The following is a 19,683-nucleotide window of genomic DNA, read 5'->3' on the forward strand; positions in this document are numbered from 1 at the left end:
CAGGGGTGAATACGGATGAAGGCAAAGGAATCCGCCCTGCTGGCCTTTTCATCAAAGGAGGGACGGTCATCATCTTGTTGCCATCAGCACAGCTCAATACCATTAGGGAAGGGGTTCATTGTGTCGTGAAGACAATCGAAAAAAACGGAGCGGTTGTGTATCCTATAACGGTTCCTACCCCGTATGATGTCGGCGATGTGAATCTGTTTTTACTGGAAGAGAAGGGCGAGCTGTCCTTAATCGATGCTGGAATTGACTCGGAACAATGCTGGGAGGCCTTGATTCAAATGCTGGCGGAGCGCGGCTTCGCACTGCATGATCTTTCGCGAATCTTGATCACCCATAACCATGTCGACCATATCGGATTGATCAATCAAATCGCGTTGCATCAGGATACTCCGGTGTATGCCCATCCCGAGGCGATTCCTCGCATGAAAAGAGATCGTGACTTTCTCACCATGCGCATTCAATTTTTCGATCAGCTTTATCGAGAAATGGGTTGTGGGGAAACGGGAGTAAGACAAGTACAAAAGCTGCAGGAAGCAGTGATTGCCAATGAACGTTTCAAAATCGAACCGGAGATTATTCCTCTCACAGAAGCAGACCGCATAGGAAGCTTTCAAGTCGTTGAGGTTTTTGGTCATGCCCCCGATCATCTTGCATTTTGGGATTCTGATAGAAGCTGGTTATTTGCTGGCGATCATTTGATTCGCCATATTTCCAGCAATGCTTTTGTGGAACCGAATCGTGAAGGGAGACGGATACGTACTGTTGTTGCGTATGTTCAATCGTTGAAAAAGTGTTTGGAGCTCGATGCGGAAATTGTGTTTGCAGGACATGGTGAATGGATCGGTAATCACAAGGAGCTCATCGAAAAACGCTTGGCTCGTATAGAAGTCAAAGCTGGAAGAATAAGAGCGTTGATTCACAGTGGCATAGCGACTGCTTACGAGCTGGCACAAAACTACTATCCAACGAAGTACAGCCAAGCATTTTCTCCTGTTATGTCAGAGATCATCGGGTTATTGGATTATTTAGAGGCGGAGAACAGCGTCCAAAAGAGTAAAAGCAACGGGATATGGCGATATTATTGTGTTGAATAGTAAAAAAGCGAATGGAGAGAATACTCCTACTATGGCTTTACACCTATACATCTGGGAAAATCCAAAGGCATTGCCCGTTCTTGCAAACAAGAAGGCGATGCCTTTGTTTTTCGTCCTGTTTTGAACAATTTGTTCAATGTGAGCTAGACAATATGTTCAATTCGTTCAAAGGCGATCGAGAAATGTGCGCGTAGAAAAAGTAAGGATAGAGTGGGGAAATGCTTCATTTTCAGTTGAAAAATATGATTGGCATGAAAATTGCTATTGGAATAATCCTCGGAGAAGAGAAACGATAACGTTACTCTCGACGCACAACACTCGATTGGATTTTTCTTCAAATCACCGGAGGGATATTTTATGCAAATGAAAGCTGCTGTTACTCACTCAAAAGGTGAAGAATTTCGTATTGAAACGATTCAACTCGATGAACCAAAGAGCGGAGAAGTTCTGATTCGCGTCGTAGCTTCTGGAATTTGCCACACAGATATGATTGCGCGCGATCAAGAATATCCAGTTCCACTTCCAGCCGTTCTGGGCCATGAAGGTGCCGGAGTAGTTGAAAAGGTAGGCGAGGGTGTTACTTATGTACAGCCTGGCGATCATGTGGTGCTCGGTTTTGCCCATTGCGGAAAATGCCATTATTGCTTGAGCGGACGTCCGTATGTATGTGAAAGATTTTTCGAGCTGAACTTCCTTGGAAATATGGAAGATGGGACAAAAAGACACCACTGCGAAGAGAAAGGGTTGTCCAACTTTTTCGGTCAGTCCTCTTTCGGAACGTACACGATTGTAAACGAACGCAATCTGGTGAAAGTAGACAAAGATGTAGATTTGGCTCTTTTGGGACCGCTTGGCTGCGGTATTCAAACAGGTAGTGGTACGGTCATAAACAAGCTGAAGCCAGAGGCAGGATCAAGCATTGCCGTATTTGGTGCAGGAGCGGTTGGGCTTAGCGCGATCATGGCTGCGAATGCAATCGGCTGCGGTACGATCATCGCGGTTGACGTGCATGATAACCGTCTTGAGCTGGCGAAAGAACTGGGCGCAACCCATGTCATTAATGCGCGAAACGTTGATCCAGTGGAAGAGATCAAGAAGATTACCAATGGCGGCGTAAACTATGCAGCAGAAACTGCTGGTCGACCAGGCGTATTGCGTCAAGCTGTCGATGCACTCACATTTTGCGGAGTCGTAGCGCAAATCGGGGCACCGCCACTCGGAACCGATGAGAAAATCGATACGAACAACTTGCTCTTGTTCAACAAAACCATTACTGGCGTAGTAGAAGGGGCTTGCGTACCGCGCATTTTCATTCCACAGTTGATCAATTTGTACAAACAAGGGAAATTCCCGATGGACAAGCTGGTGAAATTCTATCGTTTCGATGAAATCAACCAAGCGGTGGCCGATTCTCATAGCGGTAAAACAATCAAAGCAATCATCAAGATGGACTAAGCTAGGAGGACACTTCATATGAGCAACATTTTCAGCGAGTACACAAAACAATACGTGGATGGCGAATGGCGAGAAGGAAAGAGCCAGAATAGCTATACTAACCGCAACCCATACGATCAATCCGAGCTGGTAAACATCAAGTTAGCTACGGTTGAAGACGTAGAGCAGGCATACGAATCTGCAAAAGCAGCACAAAAAGAGTGGGCAAAAACGAATGCATACGCTCGCTCTGGCATCATTCACAAAATCGCAGATGTAGTAGAAAAAAATCGTGAGCTGCTCGTGAATATTTTAGTATCCGAGACAGGTAGCACATTTGCAAAAGCGAATGCGGAAGTTGATTTTGTGGTCGGAGATATCAAGGAATACGCGTCCTTGCCATTACGGATGAAAGGTGAAATCCTGCCTTCGTTCATTCCGGGCAAAGAAAATCGCGTTTACCATCTGCCGGTTGGGGTCGTAGGTGTAATCAGCCCGTTTAACTTCCCGCTGTACTTGTCTATCCGCGCCATCATCCCTGCTTTGGCTACTGGTAACGGCGTTGTGGTCAAGCCGGATCTGCAAACGTACATCTCCGGTGGATTGGTCATCGCGAAGCTGCTCGAAGAAGTTGGCCTGCCAAAAGGCTTGTTTAACGTAGTCGTTGCAGATATTGCGGAAATCGGCGATGCGATGATCGAAAATCCGATTCCAAAAGTCATTTCCTTCACAGGCTCTTCCGCTGCTGGTCGTCGAATCGGCGAAATCTGCGGCAGAAACTTGAAGAAAGCTTCCCTCGAATTAGGCGGTAACAACGTGATGATCGTTCTGGAAGATGCAGATGTCGAGCAAGCAGCAAGCGCGGCTGTCTTCGGGAAGTTCCTCCACCAAGGACAAGTTTGCATGGCGTTGAACCGCATTATCGTCCATCGCAAAATCTATGATCAATTTATTGACGCTTTCGCGAAAAAAGCTTCCGTTATCCAGGCAGGTAATCCAGCAGACCCGAATACCTTTGTCGGTCCGCTTATTAACGAGAGACAAGTGGATAAAATTCAAGGCTTGGTCGATCAAGCAATCGTGGAAGGTGCGCGTGTCATCAAACGCGGTGAAGTGAAAGGCACATTGATGGAGCCAGTGATACTGGCAGATGTTACGAATGATATGGCGACAGCTAAGAATGAAGTATTCGGTCCCGTTGCCAATATTTTGCCGGTGGATAGCGAAGAGGAAGCAATCCGTATTGCAAACGAAACGGATTTTGGCTTGAGCGGATCTTTGTTTACACGCGATTTGGAGCATGGCGTAGAAGTTGCTCTGCAAATCGAAACAGGTATGATGCATATCAACGATCAAAGCATCAACACCGAGCCGAACGTACCATTTGGCGGAGAGAAATCATCCGGCTTGGGACGCCATGGTAGTGACTGGTCTCTGCATGAGTTTACGTCTCCACGCTGGGTATCCGTTCAGAAGGAAACTCGTCCGTTTCCGTTTTAATAGATAAAAGCCAAATCCCTTCCGTACAAAAGACCGAAGGGATTTGTTTTTTGTTGGAGTTGCTGTAGTGGGGGAAGAAGCGCATTTCCAGTCTAGGCTTCGGCCTACGCCCCGCTGTGGGTATGGCTGTCCGCTCCGAAAAAAATGGCAGGAGCGCTTCAAACGTAGAAAGTTTCGAGGAAGTAATCCATAAGTGAAGCTGAAATTCCCTGCCATTTTTTCCTACGCTAGGTTGGGCTCCAGAGGCGCTTGGACTGGAAGTGCGCTTCTTCTACGCAGCTTCTGTCAAAGATCTCGCAAGCTATTCATTGAAGTATCTTCGTAAACTAAACCTGAACAATAATCTTTTAAGCGAGTATAACCACCGTAGCTGGTAAGAGAAAAAAGAAGAAATAAGCGAAAGTCTTTGGAATACCAACCGAAGCGCAATGGAAAAAAGGAAACCTGCCTTTAGCGTCCACCTCTGAGACGCTCCTTAGATGCGCGACTTTGGACGCGGGTTTCGTTTTTTCCATGGAGCTGGACAGGGATCACCCCCTAGCAGGTAGCCCAAGAACTTGAGCGTTTTCTTCTTTTTTCTCTTCTTCACTACAGCCCAACCATAGCCTAAAAGACTACTAATGCGATACCACATAGAGGTATAATAAAATAAGGAGAGATAACTAGATGGGGGGGCAGGCTATGTACAAAAATCGGATGAACGCCAGAGATACGTTTCTCTCTGCTGGACAGGTAAAAGCTGATGTTCCCGTCAGTATTTCAGAGTCATGGAGCAGGAGCTTGTCCTATAAAATTGATCCGAATTTGCGAAAAACGCCTGAAGTACTCAACCAAATGGATGTCCACATGCTACAGGAATCCAGCTTGTTATACCATGCATATCAATCAATTGTTCCAAAAATCCAATCTTTCATTCATACAAAATATTCCATCATGCTAGCAGATCATAAAGCGAGATTACTCCATGTCAATGCCGACCACCAATTGATGGAGCTATTGACCAGCGTCAATGCAGTTCCAGGCGGAGTGTGGAGCGAGGAGCTGTGCGGAACGACTGCGTTTGGCACCACCCTTGTGGCGGGGCAGCCAGTCGTCATCCACGATGCCCTGCACTTTTGTGAGAGCTGGCAAAACATTTCTTGTGCAGGTGTGCCAATTTTTCATCCGATTACCAAACAGGTCATTGGCGTATTGGATTTGACGAGCTTTGCAGAGGATTTCCCTGCCCATGCCTTGGTCTTAACGCAAACGGTTGCGAAAAGTATCGAGATGGAGATTTTCAATCAGCTTCAAATTCATCGGCTTTATCTGGAAAACACATTTCTCGAAAAAGAGCTAGCCATTTCCAATGATTTACTAGTGGCTATTGATTTGGATGGTCAGATCGTGCGGAGCAATGACCCGGCTACGACAGATCAACAAGAATGGTGCAACCGATTCGAGTGGCTCCACTACTTCCAATCCTGTCAGGAGCAATTCGATCTATCCCTTTTATCCACTATCGTTTCGACTGAGCGGCCTTTGCCTTTTTTACCCGATCCTGCTACAGGCAGAGTTCAGCTCGTATATTACAAAAATCGGCTGATCGGCGCGCTTGTTCAAATGCGCCGTCAACCTTCACGTTCTGCGCTACCGAGCAAGGGAACTGCGAAAGAAATGGTGGGAGAGTCACCACAGTGGCTTGGCTTGCTGCAAAAATTGGACAAGGTCGCTGGACGTGATATGTCTGTGCTCTTAATCGGGGAAAGCGGAACAGGGAAAGAAGTGCTATCCCAGTACATTCACGATCATAGCTTGCGAAGACATAAGCCTTTTGTCGCGGTGAACTGTGCAGCCTTTGCCCATGATCTGGTTGCGAGCGAGTTGTTTGGCTATGCACCGGGGACGTTTACGGGCGGCTTGAAGGAAGGGAAAGTGGGGCTGTTTGAAGTGGCGGACGGAGGCACCTTGTTTCTGGATGAAATCGCGGAGCTCCCATTGCCCATTCAGGCGATGTTGCTGCGCGTATTGCAGGAGAAGCAAGTGACCCGCATTGGAGAATACAAGGCTCGCCCTTTAGACATTCGGATCGTCGCTGCCAGCAATAAGGATCTGAAAAAAATGGCTGACGCCGGACAATTCCGTTTGGATCTTTACTACCGGCTGAATTCGATAGAACTAAAAGTCCCTCCACTGCGCGAGCGAAAAGAAGATATCGTCCCAATGGCCGAACACTTTTTGAGCGCACACAGACACGGATCTTTTGCATACCGCTTGATGCCCGACACGATGGACGCACTGCGACTATACGATTGGCCGGGAAATGTCCGAGAGCTGAAAAATGCGATCGAGCATGCCGTCGTCTTTGCGGAGGATGACCGAATCTTCCCATGGCAGATACCGGATATGATCCAGGAGTCAACAGGGACAATCGAAGACAGCAGACGACTTTTGCAGTCGACGCCGCTAGATGATGAACGTACGCAAATCGTGGAAGCATTGAACGATAGCCGCTACAACTACACAAAGGCAGCCAAGCAGCTGGGGATATCCCGGGGCACGCTGTACAATAAAATGAAAAAATATGAGATCACGTAGAAAAGGAGTGTTCCTAAGGCATGTTGAATGGCTTTTGGAACACTCTTTTTACTAACTAGAATCTTATAGCCAAAGGCAGGGGAATGGAATGGACCACGCAAGCGTTTCAGCTTTTGAAGCATTTGTGCAGCAGTTCATGGAAAAGGAAAAGGTGCCGGGGCTCTCCATTGGCATCTCCCGGAATGGTGAGACCATCTATCAAAAAGGCTTTGGTGTCACCGATCTGGGGACGAGTCAGCCAGTAACACCTGATACCATTTTCGGCATTGCTTCGGTTACCAAATCGTTTACCGCTGCCGCCATCATGCAGCTCGTGGCAGAAGACAAGCTGACTGTTGGCGACTCGATTTGCAGCTATTTGCCTGATTTACGACTGAAGGCGGACATACATACTGACAACATCACGATTCACCATTTGCTCTCTCACACATCAGGTGTTCCACCGCTGCTGCGCCGTGAAGAACTGACAAGACTCCCTGAACATATTGCCTATTTGAACGAAGGCCAATTTGCTCCCCTTGGTGAGCCGGGTGAGTATATCAGTTACAGTAACGACATGTTTCTCCTACTGGGAGCCATGATCGAGCTTGTCACTGGGAAGCGCTATCGTACCTATGTAACAGAACGCCTGCTAGCGCCGCTCGAAATGAGTCGGTCGACCTTTAATCTGGAAGAAGTCGCTCGCTTTGCCGATGTCTCCGTCCCTTATGTCAAAGGGGAGGAGCAACAACTAAAAAAAGTGCCGTGGCCCACGCTCGGCAACTATGAAGTGGGGGGAGGTATCCGATCCTGCGTCGTTGATTTGCTGAAATACGGACAGCTCTATATCAATGCCGGGCGCTATAAAGAGAAGCAGGTAGCAGATGGAGCCTCGCTTAGAGCCATGTGGCAGCCAGTTCATCGACTGACAAAGGACGCGTGGTATGGCTATGCGCTCAAAACAACTCCCCATTATGCAGGAATAACGCTAGTTGAGCATGGGGGCGGCCAGCCCGGGGTGTCGTCGAACTTCGGGTTTGTACCGGAAAAAGGGATAGTCGTTACCGTTCTATCCAACCTGGAAAACGTTCCGATCCGCAATGTCTGGCTGGCTGCTGTGAATGCTGTCCTTGGTTTACCGCTTGCACACAAAGAAGACGAAGCCCCGCTCTATAGCCCAACGAGAGAAGAGCTAGAGAAGCTCGTCGGGACATACACGTCAGGGGAAGGCGGAAGATTGCGACTCTTCCTCCGAGATGATGCTCCTGTTGCTGAGGTAGCTGGTATGGAGTACGAGTTACGGGCCAGCAGCCACGATACGCTGATCGATGTACAAAACGGTCAACCGCTTCGCTTCTTTTTCAAAAAACAGCAGCAAGCGTGGGCGGTCCTCATGGGGCTGAGGATGCTTTGTAGGAGCGAGTAGGTGACATACCAGCGGCGACCTAAGACATGATAATAAAGTCTTGGAATCGCCACTGGTATGACTGTATCCATAGTTCGGTGGGTATTCCCCTCCCTAGGCTAAAAATGATACATCGAGATTAAAAGAGAGAGACAGCCGAGAACGAGCGCTGGTACTGCTTTCGGAAAAGGATCTTTAGCGATCACAAGTAGGATGAAGGCAGCTACCAACATAGTCACGCCTAAAAGCAATCCTGATAGTAATGCAGCGATCGAAAACCATATTCCAATAATCAAGCCAATAGAACTGATGATTTCAATAAAGCCAGTTAAGAAGTTAAAGAGGGGAGGGAGTCCAAATCGATCGAATTCATTCGCCATTTTACCGGAAATAATTTTTGTGCCTGTAAACATAAAGAAAATCGCAACGATGACTTGCAAAATGATTAGGGTCATGACGGCTTCCTCACTTTCGTTATTCAGTATCAAACTAGATGTATGCTATAGCATGTATTTGATGGAGAAAGCATCTGCCTCTCTATTTATTCATCTTTTACTACTTGATAGAGTTTGTCGAGCAATGCATGCAATTCCGCAATCTCTACATCGGTAAGGTTTTGCGTGACATGAGTATGCGCTTCGGTAACGACGGGTATTAGCTTTGATTTTAGCTCCATCCCTTTGTCACTCAGCAACAAGTTATGAGAGCGTCTATCCGCGTCATTTAAGGTGCGAATGACGATTCCCTTTTTTTCAAGTGAGTAAATCATTCTGACGACGGTGGTTTGATCTCGGTCAATAGCATCTGAAAGTTCCTTTTGTGTTATCGCTCTTTCTCCATCCATTACACTAAGAATTCCCCATTGCTCTGGCGTGATCTCCAATTGTTTTAACCTCTTCTTAAAATAGTTCGTCATTTTCATATCTGTGCGGTGAAGAAGAAATCCGGTCAGATTGAATAATTCCATAGGAAACCCAAGCCCCTTCGCATACATGCTACAGCATATAAAATGCTAACTTATTTATTCCAGTTCGTCAAATAAATAGTGTCGAGAAAGCCTCACTGAAAAAAGAGTAAAGAAAACGAAAAAAATGGTAAAGATATCAAAACTTATAATTCAGAATATTTAATATAATACGAACTGTCTCACAAAAAGATCATGAGGGGGTTCGTGTATGGGATTTCGTTCCTGGATTTCTGTGGCGCTCCAATTAACGATGGCGACAGCTTTGCTTGTAGGCTGTAGTCAGCCGGCGGCCACTTCTGACTCAGCATCGCCGTCAGGTGCGAATGGCGTCACGCTAAAAATGGTCGAGAGCATTACTAGCCCACAACGAACTGCGCTGTTAAAAGAAATGCTAGCCCAGTTTGAAGCGAAGAATCCGGGGATCAAAGTCGATCTGATTTCACCTCCCTTTGAAGGAGCAGATCAGAAGATCACACAGATGCTGATGGCAAAAGAAGAGCTGGACGTACTGGAGGTTCGTGAATTCAATGCCAAGCAGTTTTCGATGAACGGCTTTATTGAAAATTTGAAGCCCTACACAGACAAATGGCAAAATTACAATCAGCTGACCGACGTCGCCAAACGTCGAGCCACTTGGGTGGACAAAACTCCTTATTACATTCCGAATGGATTGTACCAGCGCGTCTTATATTATCGGACGGATTGGTTTAAGGAAGCAGGGATCGAGGTGCCGAAGACGTGGGATGAGCTCTTGGTCGCAGCCAAAAAGCTGACGGACCCAGCCAAGAACCGATACGGGTACAGTTTCCGGGGAGGTGCGACCGGGTGGGATTACGCGCTAATCACCATGTGGGCCTACAACGGGACCGAGGTCGACCCTGACTCTGCCTTTTTTATGAAGGATGGACGCACGCTCTTCTCCACGCCGCAATCACTTGAAGCGATGCAGTATTACAAACAGCTTTACAAGGAAGGCTCTCCAAAAGATTCGGTGAGCTGGGGCTTTCAGGAGATGGTACAGGGCTTTGTAGCGGGTTCGACTGCCATGCTAATTCAAGACCCTGACGTCATCGATGGAGCCAAGGAGAAGATGCAGGAAGGGACGTGGGCGACCGCTCCGATTCCGATTGGTCCTTCAGGTGTCGCTCAACAAGTAGTCGGCGGGCCGGGTTGGGGAATGACGTCGTACTCGAAGCATAAGGAAGAGGCGTGGAAGCTGATTGAATTCCTCTCTGATCCGAAACAGAGCACTCATTTTGCGAAAAAGACGTCCACGATTCCTGTCGTGAAAAGCGCGGCAGAAGATGAATTTTACAAGACAGGTTACTTCCAGCCGTTTATTGAGATGAGCCAGCAGCCGACGAAGTTCCTCGATGTTTCACGTCCTGTCGACTACAAAGGCTGGGGAGCTTGGCAAAGCACGGCGGATAAAGATATTCAGAGCTTTTTGCTTGATCAGCTGACCGCAGAGGACCTGTTGAAAAAATGGAATCAATATTGGACGAAAGAAAAAGCCGAGCGAAAGTAGACGTGGGGGATGGTAGCTTGGACACACAAAAACCCATCGTCATGACGACGAAGCAGGTTGTGCCGGAAGGGAAGAAAACGTTCCGGATTTCCAAAGAAGGTCGCTTTATATTTTTGTGCCTCTTGCCCGCCATTTTGTTTGTTTCGGTCTTTACGTATTATCCACTCGTACGTGGAATCATCATGTCTTTTCAGAACTACACGCTCTTTGACTTGATGAATATTCAGTTCATCGGGCTGGACAACTTTGTGAACGTACTGACAAGCCCAGACTTCCCGCGTGTGGCCATGAACAGCTTTTACTGGGTGTTTTTCTCCCTTGTCTTTCAATTGCTGTTTGGCTTCCTGCTGGCCCTCTTGATGCGTAAAAAATTTCGGGGAAGAGGGATTTACCAGGCATTTGTCTTTTTCCCGTGGGCGATGTCCGGCTTTCTGATTGGGCTGATTTGGCGGTGGATGTTCAATGCTCAGTTTGGCGTCATTAACGATTTGCTCTTGAAAGCGGGTCTGGTCGATGCGCCGATCTCCTTTTTGGCGGATGGCACTTGGGCGATGGCTGCCGTCATTATTGCGAATATTTGGTATGGCGTCGCGTTTTTTGCCATCATGATTCTGGCTGCCCTGCAATCGATCCCAGAGGAGCTGTACGAAGCGGCGGCAATGGATGGAGCGGGACGGATTCAGCAGTTTTGGAGGGTGACACTGCCGTATATCATGCCTACGATGCTGGTGACGATCTTGTTGCGGGTCATCTGGATTCTCAACTTCCCGGACATTATTTACGCAATGACAAATGGAGCTCCTGCAGGCTCCACGCATATCTTCGCTACTTACATGATCGATAAAGTCATCTTTGGACAAGACTACGGGCAAGCCTCGGCAGTAGGTGTCATCATCGTATTGATTTTGATGTTGTTTACGATCTTTTACGTGAAAGCGACCAAAGTAGAGAAGGGAGGGGACTTCTGATGCACCGTGAACATCTAGGGTGGAGGACTGGCAGAGCGATTGTACTGACCCTGTTTCTTGCTTTTGCGATTTTCCCGCTGTATTGGATTATCATTACATCGCTCAAAGGTCAGAAGGAAATCTTTTCGCTCCCGATTCAATATTGGCCGGAACAGGTGACGTTGATCAACTACTTGGAGATCTTTCAGATTTCCCACTTTCAGGTGTATATCTGGAACAGCTTTCTCGTTTCCCTGGTCGCTTCGGCTATGGTCGTATTCATCGCGATGCTCGGCGGTTACGTGTTGGCCCGCTTTTCGTTTAAAGGAAAGCGGCAGGTGATGTTCGGATTTCTCGTCACTCAAATGATCCCGATGTTTATTGGCATGGCGCCGTTGTACATGATGATGTCCAAGATGCACATCTTAAACAGCCTGTTTTCGTTGATGCTCATCTACACGGTGATGCTGATTCCATTTTGTACGATCATCATGTCCGGCTTTTTCCAACGGATACCCAACGCCTTGGAGGAAGCAGCGATGATGGACGGCTGTTCCCGATTGAGCGCCCTGTTTCGTGTCATTGTACCGATCATGCTCCCCGGAATTGCGGCCACGTTTATTTTCGCGTTCGTCCAATGCTGGAACGAGCTGATTATGGCAGTTCTGTTCATTGATGAAGAGTCAGTCAAAACGATTCCCGTCGCGATGAATGCCTTCATCAAAAAGTACGATATCGAATGGGGAGCGATGTCGGCAGCGACGGTGCTGTCAGTCATCCCGACGATGCTGCTGTTTGCCTTTTGCCAAAAGTACTTGGTAGAAGGGCTCACACAAGGTGCTGTAAAAGGCTAGAGGTAGTCACGCATGCCGGCTTGGTATGCTGTCTCATCGTCGTTTTCCAGACCAAACAGCGCTTCTTCCAAAGCAAATGTACTGCGGTAAAATCGCATCCTTGCCATCACCTGCTCAAGCTGGGGGTACACCGGAGTGAAGTGCTGCAAAAACGGTTCCCCGTAGCTCGCGCAGAGTCCTGCGAGGTCGTATGCCGGATCGCCCACACCCGATCCGCCAAAGTCGATGATGCCTGTGATGCGTTGTTTTGTCGGGGAGTACAAGATATTCCCTGTGCCAAAATCTCCGTGAGTCAAGCAAGGCTGAAAATCAAAGTGGGCAGGTTCTGCCAGGTACGATTCGAACCGCTCGGCTACATCCTTTTTCGCTTGCTCACGCATGGCTGGGAACAATTGCGAATCAATCTGTTCATACAGTTCAGTTAACTGCTTGGCCATGTCAAAATCGCCAGGGATAAGCTCCGGGAGCAAGGAGGAGAAGGGAAGCTGATGCAGTTCATAAAGAAACTGTGCCAGCTGGGCAGCGACAGTCGGTACCGAATTTTGACGAGAGGCTACTTGAAAAGCTTCTCGGGTAAAAGGCTCACCTTCGAGTAGCGGATATCCGGCAAACACCCGCCCAGGTATTTCTTCGGCAAAGGACAAATAGATCGGAGTCGGAATTGGCAGGGAGAGATATGGTTTTACCGTGTGTAAAATGTTCGTTTCGACCTTCAGTTGCTCGATTCCGGCGGTATATTTCGGGAATCGAAACACGTACGCGTCATTGACGATGAGCACATCATTATTTTGGCCCATTTCGTTAAAGTAGGCGGAAGTGATGGTCAATTCCGGATACGTTGCTTGAATGTGTTGGATGTACGCTTGCGTTGTCATCATGATTCTCCTTCCAATACTCCGCATTTCGAAAAAAGAGCACTCTCCTCTAAAGGAAAGTGCTCTTTCGTATTTACGATGCTGCCAGTTCAAATCTGACGAGCGTTTCTTTGGTGTCTGCGAGCTTTTCTAGTTCAACAATTCGCCAGTTATGGGAGATTGTCCTGCGCATCCACGCCAATGCATCGTTTGGTAAGCGAACGTGGTGCAGCGCTGTTTCCTCAACTTGATAATCGTGCTCTGCTTGGATGTTGTAGCGTTTGTTCAGCAAAAACTTGATCCCGTTAAAAGTGGTGAACTTGATCTGGTAGCCGTCGCGAATCGCAGCTTCCAGCGTAGAGGGATCATTTTTGGACAGTTCAAAGAGATGGGTGTAATCGTACTTGCCGCCCTCCACGTCCGAAAACGGCGCAGGGTCACCTGTTCTCAACTTGTGGATGATTTCCTCATCGACGAATCCATGGGCACGGGCTGCCTCTAAGAGCATCGTTTCCCACTGGGATAGTTTTACGGTAGACATGGACTGTCCCCTCCTCTTATCACGATGTAACGGGACGGACATCGCCCGCCTTTCTTCAAGTATAAAACAATGAAATTGTACTTCTCAACTACAATTCCGACTGTTTTAGTATGAAAAGTGCGACCAACTGCTTTCATTAGGATGAAAGCGAGGAGAGCTTCTTCTTTTCACGCGGCTCCTTGGAGGTTGTGGTCAAGGTCACGCCTGCAATGATGAGAACCGCTCCGAAAAACTGTACAGCTGTGACAGGCTTTGCCAGCAATAATAAGCCAAAAAGCATGGCAATAAACGGTTCCAGATTGGCAAACATCGCGGCTTTGGCGGCGCCTACCTTCTGTAGTTGACTGTTCCAGATTAAGGTCACAATGCCGTGCATGACGACAGCGGTGACAAACAAGAGAATCCAGGATGAGAGGCTGGTACTTACCGTGGCCGTAGGGATGCTGATCAGGAGAAAAGGCAGCATCGATCCGAAGCCGATCAAATTGGATACGAGCGTCGTCACGAGTGGAGGGAGTCGATGTCCCAACAGCCTGACGAGTATGATCGAGGTCGCGAACGTCAGCATCGTCAATACAATCCAGAGGATACCTACATCAAAATGCAGTTCTGCCCCTGTATAAATGACGAATAAAACACCTGATGTACCGATCACCGAACCGATTGCCATGCGGCCAGTCAGCGATTCTTTCAAGAACAAGGCAGCCAAGAGCGCGGTCGTAATCGGCGTCAGTGCCAGAATCAGGGCAGAAGTGGTTGGATCAGCTGTAACGAGCCCTTTGTAAAAGGACCACTGGTTGATGAATACGCCGACAACTCCTAGTACCGCGAGCAAGAGCCAGTCCGTACGAGAGAGCTTTGGCATTTTCAGACGCCCTCTGGACCAAATGAGCAGAAACAACACGATAAACAAGAGACGCATAGCCGACAAAAAGAGTGGAGAAAACTCGGCGACGAGCATTTTTCCGAAGACGAAATTGCTGCCCCAAGCGGTTACGCAAAAAATGAGCAGCAAATAGGAGCGTAGCATAGGATTCGTTCCTTCCTGTGGGTCAGCGAGTGTGATCCGGCGTTCGGATGTACCGTTTCCATAGCCAGGTCATGCACAAGTAGGCCGTTAAGACCAGAGCTGTACATAAGGAGGCAATCCAGATTGCCATCATCGGATCGACGTACATCCGGCTGCTATAGCCTGCGACGAATCCCATTACTGCGCTGATCAAAATGAAAGTAGGGGCCTTCCCCTTCGTCAACACGATGACGATGACAGGCAAAAACAGCGAGGCATAAATAATGCCAAAGAAGAACAGCAAATCCAGCAAGGTCGGCTGGAAGTAGATCGTCAAACCATACGAAAGCGCACCGATAGCAATGGCAAGGATGTAGCCCAAACGAATTTTTTGCCGTTCAGAAGCGTCTGGGCGGAACAGCTGATAGACGTTGTTCACCATCAGGCTGATCATAGAATGAAGACCTGCACCAAAAGCGGACATGATCGCACCGAAGGCACAGAGGACAAATAAGACCAGCAATATCATCGTGTCAATCTTGCGTACGAGATCAAACAACAGCGAGTAAATGTCATCAAAGCCGCCCGTAAAAAGAACGATGATGATCAGCGAGGAAAACGCCAGTGGTACGGTGGCAAAAATGAGTCCGGACACGAGAAAGGTAGGAACGATCTTTTTCTCTTCCATCATATAGAGCCGCTGCCACGATGCTTGATCGACAAACACTTGACCAAATCCAATCAACAGCCCGGTAATGATAAAAAAAAGACCCTCGTTGTTGTTGAGCACCAGAAGGTAAGGATGGTAAAGGCGTAGCCCGTTATAGACGTGCTCGACACCTTTTCCGACGAAAAAGTAGACGGGAATCAGGATGATGGCCGCAAACGTAATGACAATTTGCACGATGGCAAAACGATGGATCGAGCGGATACCTCCGATGCCTGCAAACAGCACACAAAATCCGAAAAAGCAGAGCAAGCCAAGCGGGATCGGTAAGCCAAATAAGATGTTTAACAATACGCCCCCAGCCATCCCCTGGACGAACATCGCTTCAATCGTGGTAATCAAAAGGATGATGATCATCAACCAGTAACCAAACGGATGTAGCTTGTCCTGCATGTAATCCCCGATGGTCATCCCTTCTGACAGCTCACGGCGGACCTTACGCCCAAGCAGTCCAAACATACTAAGGGCAAATGCTCCCATTAAAGCGAAGCCGATCCCGCCAAATATCCCGTATTTGACGAGTGCTTCCGGTGAACCGAATATGGTGTTTCCGGTCACCCATCGGGCGAGGATCGAGACGACCCCAAGCCCAATGCCGATCTTTGCTGCACCTACCACGTATTCGCGAAACGATAAGTAGGTCAAGATGCATTCCCCTTGTCCCGGTATTCTTTCGGGGTTTTCCCCACTACCTTGCGAAAAATGGTGCTGAAATAGTGTTGGCTGTTGAAGCCAGTCCGCTCGGCAACCGTCGATATGCTCCAATCAGGATGAGCAATCAGGAACTTCTTCGACATTTGAATGCGGTACTGCATTAAATACTCGGAAAATGAGACGCCTACTTCTTCATGAAAACGGCGACTCAAATAGGTAGGATTGATATGGACCTCTGCGGCCAGATCAGCCAAATTCAGCTTCTCCGCGAATTTTTGATGAATGATGTTCATCGCATCGGAAATAATTCGGGTATAAGCGGAGAGGGCAGGGCTCTTCTGATATTTTTTCAGAATGTCGACCAGCTCGCTCTCAATGACGGGCTTCGTGATGTAATCCACGACACCGAGGCGGATCGATTGCTTGGCATAATGAAAATCTTGATAAGCCGTGACAATGATGAGCTCGATGTCTTTGTGCTGGGATCTCAGCTCTTCGCCAAGCACCAGCCCGGATTTCCCCGGAAGATTAATGTCCAGAAAGGCGAGATGAAGAGGAACCTTCTGGCTGATCGCCATGGCTTGACTGCCATCTGCGGCCTTGTAGAATTTCCACAAGGGGAACATGGGCTGAATCAAATACTCGAGCTGGTCCAGCTCCAATGGTTCGTCATCCACGAGTAGTACGTTCATCTTCTCACCTCAGATCGATTTGTTCATAAGTACAGGGCCACCTGACAGACACAAGAGTTCCTCCCTCAGAAATCGGAGCAAGCTCCAGATGTGCATGATCACCAAAACAAAGGTGGAGCCGCCTGCGGATGTTGTCCAACCCGTGACCGCTCTTCTCATGTGGCTGTTCAGTTTCGATCTCACTTTCATTCTGGAATGCTGTGAGTCCGGAAGAACCGTTGTCGATGACCGTAAGCAGGACATCGTCATCTTTTCGGCTTATGCGGATGTCTAAGATAGCTTCGCCCATTTTTCGTTCCAATCCATGCTTAAATGCATTTTCCACAAGTGTCTGCAAGACGAATGGGGGAATGGATGCTTGCAAGAGATCATCTGCACAATCTAGCTGAATCCGGAGCCGATCGCCGAAACGCAGCTTTTGAATCTCCAAATATTGCTCCGTGTACGTAATCTCCCGCGCCAATGAAATCAATGGCTCTGTGGATTTATATTTGAATTTGAGAAACTGGGAGAGGACTTCGAGCGCTCTCACCAGTTCCTTCGTACGGTTCAATCGCGCCAGACTCAGAATGACATTTAGCGTATTAAACAAGAAGTGCGGCTGGATTTGTTGATTTAACTGATTGTAAAGCGCTTGCTGCAACTCTTTTTCCAGCTCGATCTTCAGATTTTTGTTTTCTAACAGATCAATCCGCTTCTCGAAAATGAACAGAAACAATAAAGCAATAGCTCCTATGATAGGAGCCAAAATAAACAGCAGAATCAGCAATGTGAAACCTTCGAAGCTTATCATGAGATCCCTTCTGTATGGATAGATTTTGCAGTTATCATCATATCATGCTGCTTCGTGATCTCTTGCGTTTTTAGAAAATTTTAATCTCTCTATTGTACCAAGTGGCAGGCTACGTGATGTGTATCGTGCAGGCTTGTAAGTCCGGGTACTTCAGTTTTGCAGCGATCAATCGCATACGGGCAACGCGTATGGAAGCGACAGCCCTGTGGAGGATTGATCGGAGAAGGTACATCTCCACGCAGAATGATGCGCTCCTGCTTTTTGTTTGCGTCTGGTACCGGGATCGCAGACAAGAGTGCCTGCGTGTAAGGATGCTGCGGGTTGTCGAACAGCGACTTTTTATCCGCGATCTCTACCACTTTACCGAGGTACATCACCATGACGCGATCTGAGATGTGACGAACGACGCCGAGGTCATGAGAGATAAACAAATACGTCAGCTTGAACTGCCTTTGCAACGATTTCAGGAGATTCAGCACTTGCGCCTGAATGGATACGTCGAGTGCCGATACGGCTTCGTCACAAATGATCAGCTTCGGTTGCATCGCGAGAGCACGGGCAATCCCGATCCGTTGGCGTTGACCACCGCTGAACTCATGCGGGAAACGGTCAATTTGATCCGGACGCAAGCCTACAAAGCCGAGCAGCTCGATAATACGCTCGCGGCGTTGATGCGCAGGTATGATATTTTGGATGGCCAACGCTTCCCCGAGAATAGCGGATACTGATTGGCGCGGGTTGAGCGAAGCAAATGGGTCCTGGAAAATGACCTGCAAATGCTTGCGCATGTCGCGCATTTGCTTCTTGGACATCGCTAGAAGATCTTGTCCCTCGAATAATACCGTTCCGCTCGTCGGTTCATCTAGACGGAGGATGGCACGACCGGTAGTGGATTTTCCACAACCGGATTCGCCTACAATACTCAGTGTTTCACCTTCAAAGATCGTGAAGCTAATGTCATCCACGGCTTTTACGTGGTTGACGGTACGGCCTAAAATGCCACCTTTGATCGGGAAGTGCTGCTTGAGATTTTTTACTTCGAGCAGTGGTTTTTTCGTTGGATTCGCTTGTGTCGTCATGATGGTCATACCCCCACTTCCGTAGCAGTCTTGGTGTCGCCGTCCCACTCAGACGTATACATCCAGCAGCGTACTTTGCTTCCGTCTGCATACTCCAAGAGCTCAGGAAGCTTCGTATTGCACAGCTCTGTTGCATGAGGGCAACGTGGAGCGAATCGGCATCCAACTGGCATGTTGAACGGACTTGGAACGTTCCCTTTAATCGCTTGCAACTCTTCCACGTCCTCATCAAGACGGGGGAGGGAGTTCATCAGCCCTACTGTATAGGGATGGCGTGGATTCGCGAACAGGTTTTGTGCAGTCGTGTACTCCACGACTTTTCCTGCGTACATGACCGCAACGCGATCGCATGTTTCAGCAACAACCCCAAGATCATGGGTAATCATGATGATGCTCATGCCCATTTCGACTTGTAGCTTTTTCATCAGCTCGAGAATTTGAGCTTGAATCGTAACGTCCAAAGCTGTTGTTGGTTCATCTGCGATCAAAATTTCCGGGCGGCAGGCGAGAGCCATCGCGATCATGACGCGTTGACGCATACCCCCAGACAATTCATGCGGCTCTTGCGTTGCGCGTTTTTCCGGGGAGGGAATACCGACCAGACGCAGCATGTCTACTGCCTTGTCGCATGCTTCCTTACGTCCCATGTTTTGGTGCAGGCGCAATACCTCTGCGATTTGTTCCCCAACCGAATAAACCGGATTAAGCGAGGTCATTGGCTCTTGGAAAATCATCGAAATCTCGTTTCCACGGATCGAGCGCATGTCTGCTTCAGATTTTTTCGTCAGGTCGTGCCCTTTGAAAAGGATTTCTCCTCCTACAATTTTTCCCGGAGGACTGGCAATCAAACGCAGGATCGAGAGGGAAGTGATACTTTTTCCACAGCCCGATTCTCCTACCAGCCCTAGTGTCTCTCCTCTATTTAGAGAGAAATCAACGCCGTCCACTGCTTTACTGACGCCATCGTCTGTGAAAAAATGCGTTTGCAGATTGCGAACGTCCAGGATGATATCTTGTTGTTCCGGCATGGTGATCCCTCC

At 48.2% G+C, this 19,683-nt stretch carries 18 protein-coding genes; 8 read left to right on the forward strand and 10 right to left on the reverse strand.

All coding sequences use genetic code 11. From position 1 onward, the window contains the following. Positions 1–5: 5 nt before the first annotated feature. The 5 genes from ACQ5DJ_RS13550 (at position 6) to ACQ5DJ_RS13570 (ending at position 8,019) form a co-directional block, all read left to right on the forward strand. A complete protein-coding gene (locus ACQ5DJ_RS13550) occupies positions 6–1,103 on the forward strand; it encodes an MBL fold metallo-hydrolase (protein WP_429842930.1) in 1,098 nt (365 codons plus the stop codon). 357 nt (positions 1,104–1,460) lie between these two features. After that, positions 1,461–2,558: an NAD(P)-dependent alcohol dehydrogenase gene (locus ACQ5DJ_RS13555; protein ID WP_429842931.1), complete on the forward strand. Its 1,098-nt coding sequence runs from the start codon at positions 1,461–1,463 to the stop codon at positions 2,556–2,558. Positions 2,559–2,576: 18 nt separating this feature from the next. After that, positions 2,577–4,037: an aldehyde dehydrogenase family protein gene (locus ACQ5DJ_RS13560; RefSeq protein WP_429842932.1), complete on the forward strand. Its 1,461-nt coding sequence runs from the start codon at positions 2,577–2,579 to the stop codon at positions 4,035–4,037. Positions 4,038–4,703: 666 nt separating this feature from the next. Further along, positions 4,704–6,614 (forward strand): sigma-54-dependent Fis family transcriptional regulator, encoded by a 1,911-nt coding sequence (locus tag ACQ5DJ_RS13565; protein ID WP_429842933.1) that lies wholly within the window; start codon positions 4,704–4,706, stop codon positions 6,612–6,614. A gap of 88 nt (positions 6,615–6,702) precedes the next feature. Next, complete coding sequence (locus ACQ5DJ_RS13570; RefSeq protein WP_429842934.1) at positions 6,703–8,019, forward strand: serine hydrolase domain-containing protein; 1,317 nt, start codon at positions 6,703–6,705, stop codon at positions 8,017–8,019. A 98-nt stretch (positions 8,020–8,117) separates the two neighbouring features. On the opposite strand, the gene ACQ5DJ_RS13575 is transcribed toward ACQ5DJ_RS13570, so the two are convergent. Both ACQ5DJ_RS13575 and ACQ5DJ_RS13580 read right to left on the reverse strand, forming a co-directional pair. Then, positions 8,118–8,453 (reverse strand): DoxX family protein, encoded by a 336-nt coding sequence (locus ACQ5DJ_RS13575; RefSeq protein WP_429842935.1) that lies wholly within the window; start codon positions 8,451–8,453, stop codon positions 8,118–8,120. 86 nt (positions 8,454–8,539) lie between these two features. After that, on the reverse strand, positions 8,540–8,965 hold the full coding sequence (locus tag ACQ5DJ_RS13580) for a MarR family winged helix-turn-helix transcriptional regulator (protein WP_429842936.1): 426 nt from the start codon (positions 8,963–8,965) through the stop codon (positions 8,540–8,542). Positions 8,966–9,173: 208 nt separating this feature from the next. On the opposite strand from ACQ5DJ_RS13580, the gene ACQ5DJ_RS13585 reads away from it, so the two are divergent. Genes ACQ5DJ_RS13585 through ACQ5DJ_RS13595 form a run of 3 tightly spaced genes read left to right on the forward strand, consistent with a single transcriptional unit; the run spans position 9,174 to position 12,294 of the window. Next, a complete protein-coding gene (locus tag ACQ5DJ_RS13585) occupies positions 9,174–10,493 on the forward strand; it encodes an ABC transporter substrate-binding protein (RefSeq protein WP_429842937.1) in 1,320 nt (439 codons plus the stop codon). A 17-nt stretch (positions 10,494–10,510) separates the two neighbouring features. Further along, positions 10,511–11,461, forward strand: a complete 951-nt coding sequence (locus tag ACQ5DJ_RS13590; RefSeq protein WP_429842938.1) for a carbohydrate ABC transporter permease — start codon at positions 10,511–10,513, stop codon at positions 11,459–11,461. Further along, positions 11,461–12,294: a carbohydrate ABC transporter permease gene (locus ACQ5DJ_RS13595; RefSeq protein ID WP_017250969.1), complete on the forward strand. Its 834-nt coding sequence runs from the start codon at positions 11,461–11,463 to the stop codon at positions 12,292–12,294. The genes ACQ5DJ_RS13590 and ACQ5DJ_RS13595 overlap by 1 nt, the downstream gene beginning before the upstream one ends. Here ACQ5DJ_RS13595 and ACQ5DJ_RS13600 read toward each other — a convergent pair. The 8 genes from ACQ5DJ_RS13600 to ACQ5DJ_RS13635 all read right to left on the reverse strand — a co-directional run bounded on the left by ACQ5DJ_RS13600 (position 12,291) and on the right by ACQ5DJ_RS13635 (position 19,671). Beyond that, positions 12,291–13,169: a phosphotransferase family protein gene (locus tag ACQ5DJ_RS13600; protein WP_429843027.1), complete on the reverse strand. Its 879-nt coding sequence runs from the start codon at positions 13,167–13,169 to the stop codon at positions 12,291–12,293. The genes ACQ5DJ_RS13595 and ACQ5DJ_RS13600 overlap by 4 nt on opposite strands. A gap of 73 nt (positions 13,170–13,242) precedes the next feature. Continuing rightward, complete coding sequence (locus tag ACQ5DJ_RS13605) at positions 13,243–13,689, reverse strand: hypothetical protein (protein WP_429842939.1); 447 nt, start codon at positions 13,687–13,689, stop codon at positions 13,243–13,245. A gap of 136 nt (positions 13,690–13,825) precedes the next feature. Next, complete coding sequence (locus ACQ5DJ_RS13610; RefSeq protein ID WP_429842940.1) at positions 13,826–14,719, reverse strand: DMT family transporter; 894 nt, start codon at positions 14,717–14,719, stop codon at positions 13,826–13,828. A gap of 22 nt (positions 14,720–14,741) precedes the next feature. Beyond that, the gene (locus ACQ5DJ_RS13615; RefSeq protein WP_429842941.1) at positions 14,742–16,070 is read right to left on the reverse strand and encodes a sodium:solute symporter family transporter; all 1,329 of its coding nucleotides are present in this window, start codon (positions 16,068–16,070) and stop codon (positions 14,742–14,744) included. Further along, complete coding sequence (locus ACQ5DJ_RS13620; RefSeq protein WP_429842942.1) at positions 16,067–16,771, reverse strand: response regulator transcription factor; 705 nt, start codon at positions 16,769–16,771, stop codon at positions 16,067–16,069. The genes ACQ5DJ_RS13615 and ACQ5DJ_RS13620 overlap by 4 nt, the downstream gene beginning before the upstream one ends. 4 nt (positions 16,772–16,775) lie before the next feature. Further along, positions 16,776–17,564 carry a sensor histidine kinase gene (locus ACQ5DJ_RS13625; RefSeq protein ID WP_144617002.1) on the reverse strand — a complete coding sequence of 263 codons (789 nt, stop codon included), beginning with the start codon at positions 17,562–17,564 and terminating at the stop codon, positions 16,776–16,778. An 89-nt stretch (positions 17,565–17,653) separates the two neighbouring features. Beyond that, positions 17,654–18,643 carry an ABC transporter ATP-binding protein gene (locus tag ACQ5DJ_RS13630; protein WP_429842943.1) on the reverse strand — a complete coding sequence of 330 codons (990 nt, stop codon included), beginning with the start codon at positions 18,641–18,643 and terminating at the stop codon, positions 17,654–17,656. Positions 18,644–18,648: 5 nt separating this feature from the next. After that, positions 18,649–19,671, reverse strand: a complete 1,023-nt coding sequence (locus tag ACQ5DJ_RS13635) for an ABC transporter ATP-binding protein (protein ID WP_429842944.1) — start codon at positions 19,669–19,671, stop codon at positions 18,649–18,651. Between the last annotated feature and the right edge of the window lie 12 nt (positions 19,672–19,683).

The sequence above is a fragment of the Brevibacillus sp. FIR094 genome (assembly GCF_050477165.1).
Classification (GTDB): domain Bacteria; phylum Bacillota; class Bacilli; order Brevibacillales; family Brevibacillaceae; genus Brevibacillus.

What these genes read in the sequence shown, in the direction of transcription:
- ACQ5DJ_RS13555 (WP_429842931.1), top strand. Translation starts at nt 1,461, where the DNA reads ATGCAAATGAAAGCTGCTGTTACTCACTCAAAAGGTGAAGAATTTCGT.
- ACQ5DJ_RS13560 (WP_429842932.1), top strand. Translation starts at nt 2,577, where the DNA reads ATGAGCAACATTTTCAGCGAGTACACAAAACAATACGTGGATGGCGAA.
- ACQ5DJ_RS13565 (WP_429842933.1), top strand. Translation starts at nt 4,704, where the DNA reads ATGGGGGGGCAGGCTATGTACAAAAATCGGATGAACGCCAGAGATACG.
- ACQ5DJ_RS13570 (WP_429842934.1), top strand. Translation starts at nt 6,703, where the DNA reads ATGGACCACGCAAGCGTTTCAGCTTTTGAAGCATTTGTGCAGCAGTTC.
- ACQ5DJ_RS13575 (WP_429842935.1), bottom strand. Translation starts at nt 8,453, where the DNA reads ATGACCCTAATCATTTTGCAAGTCATCGTTGCGATTTTCTTTATGTTT.
- ACQ5DJ_RS13580 (WP_429842936.1), bottom strand. Translation starts at nt 8,965, where the DNA reads ATGGAATTATTCAATCTGACCGGATTTCTTCTTCACCGCACAGATATG.
- ACQ5DJ_RS13585 (WP_429842937.1), top strand. Translation starts at nt 9,174, where the DNA reads ATGGGATTTCGTTCCTGGATTTCTGTGGCGCTCCAATTAACGATGGCG.
- ACQ5DJ_RS13595 (WP_017250969.1), top strand. Translation starts at nt 11,461, where the DNA reads ATGCACCGTGAACATCTAGGGTGGAGGACTGGCAGAGCGATTGTACTG.
- ACQ5DJ_RS13600 (WP_429843027.1), bottom strand. Translation starts at nt 13,169, where the DNA reads ATGACAACGCAAGCGTACATCCAACACATTCAAGCAACGTATCCGGAA.
- ACQ5DJ_RS13605 (WP_429842939.1), bottom strand. Translation starts at nt 13,689, where the DNA reads ATGTCTACCGTAAAACTATCCCAGTGGGAAACGATGCTCTTAGAGGCA.
- ACQ5DJ_RS13610 (WP_429842940.1), bottom strand. Translation starts at nt 14,719, where the DNA reads ATGCTACGCTCCTATTTGCTGCTCATTTTTTGCGTAACCGCTTGGGGC.
- ACQ5DJ_RS13620 (WP_429842942.1), bottom strand. Translation starts at nt 16,771, where the DNA reads ATGAACGTACTACTCGTGGATGACGAACCATTGGAGCTGGACCAGCTC.
- ACQ5DJ_RS13625 (WP_144617002.1), bottom strand. Translation starts at nt 17,564, where the DNA reads ATGATAAGCTTCGAAGGTTTCACATTGCTGATTCTGCTGTTTATTTTG.
- ACQ5DJ_RS13630 (WP_429842943.1), bottom strand. Translation starts at nt 18,643, where the DNA reads ATGACGACACAAGCGAATCCAACGAAAAAACCACTGCTCGAAGTAAAA.
- ACQ5DJ_RS13635 (WP_429842944.1), bottom strand. Translation starts at nt 19,671, where the DNA reads ATGCCGGAACAACAAGATATCATCCTGGACGTTCGCAATCTGCAAACG.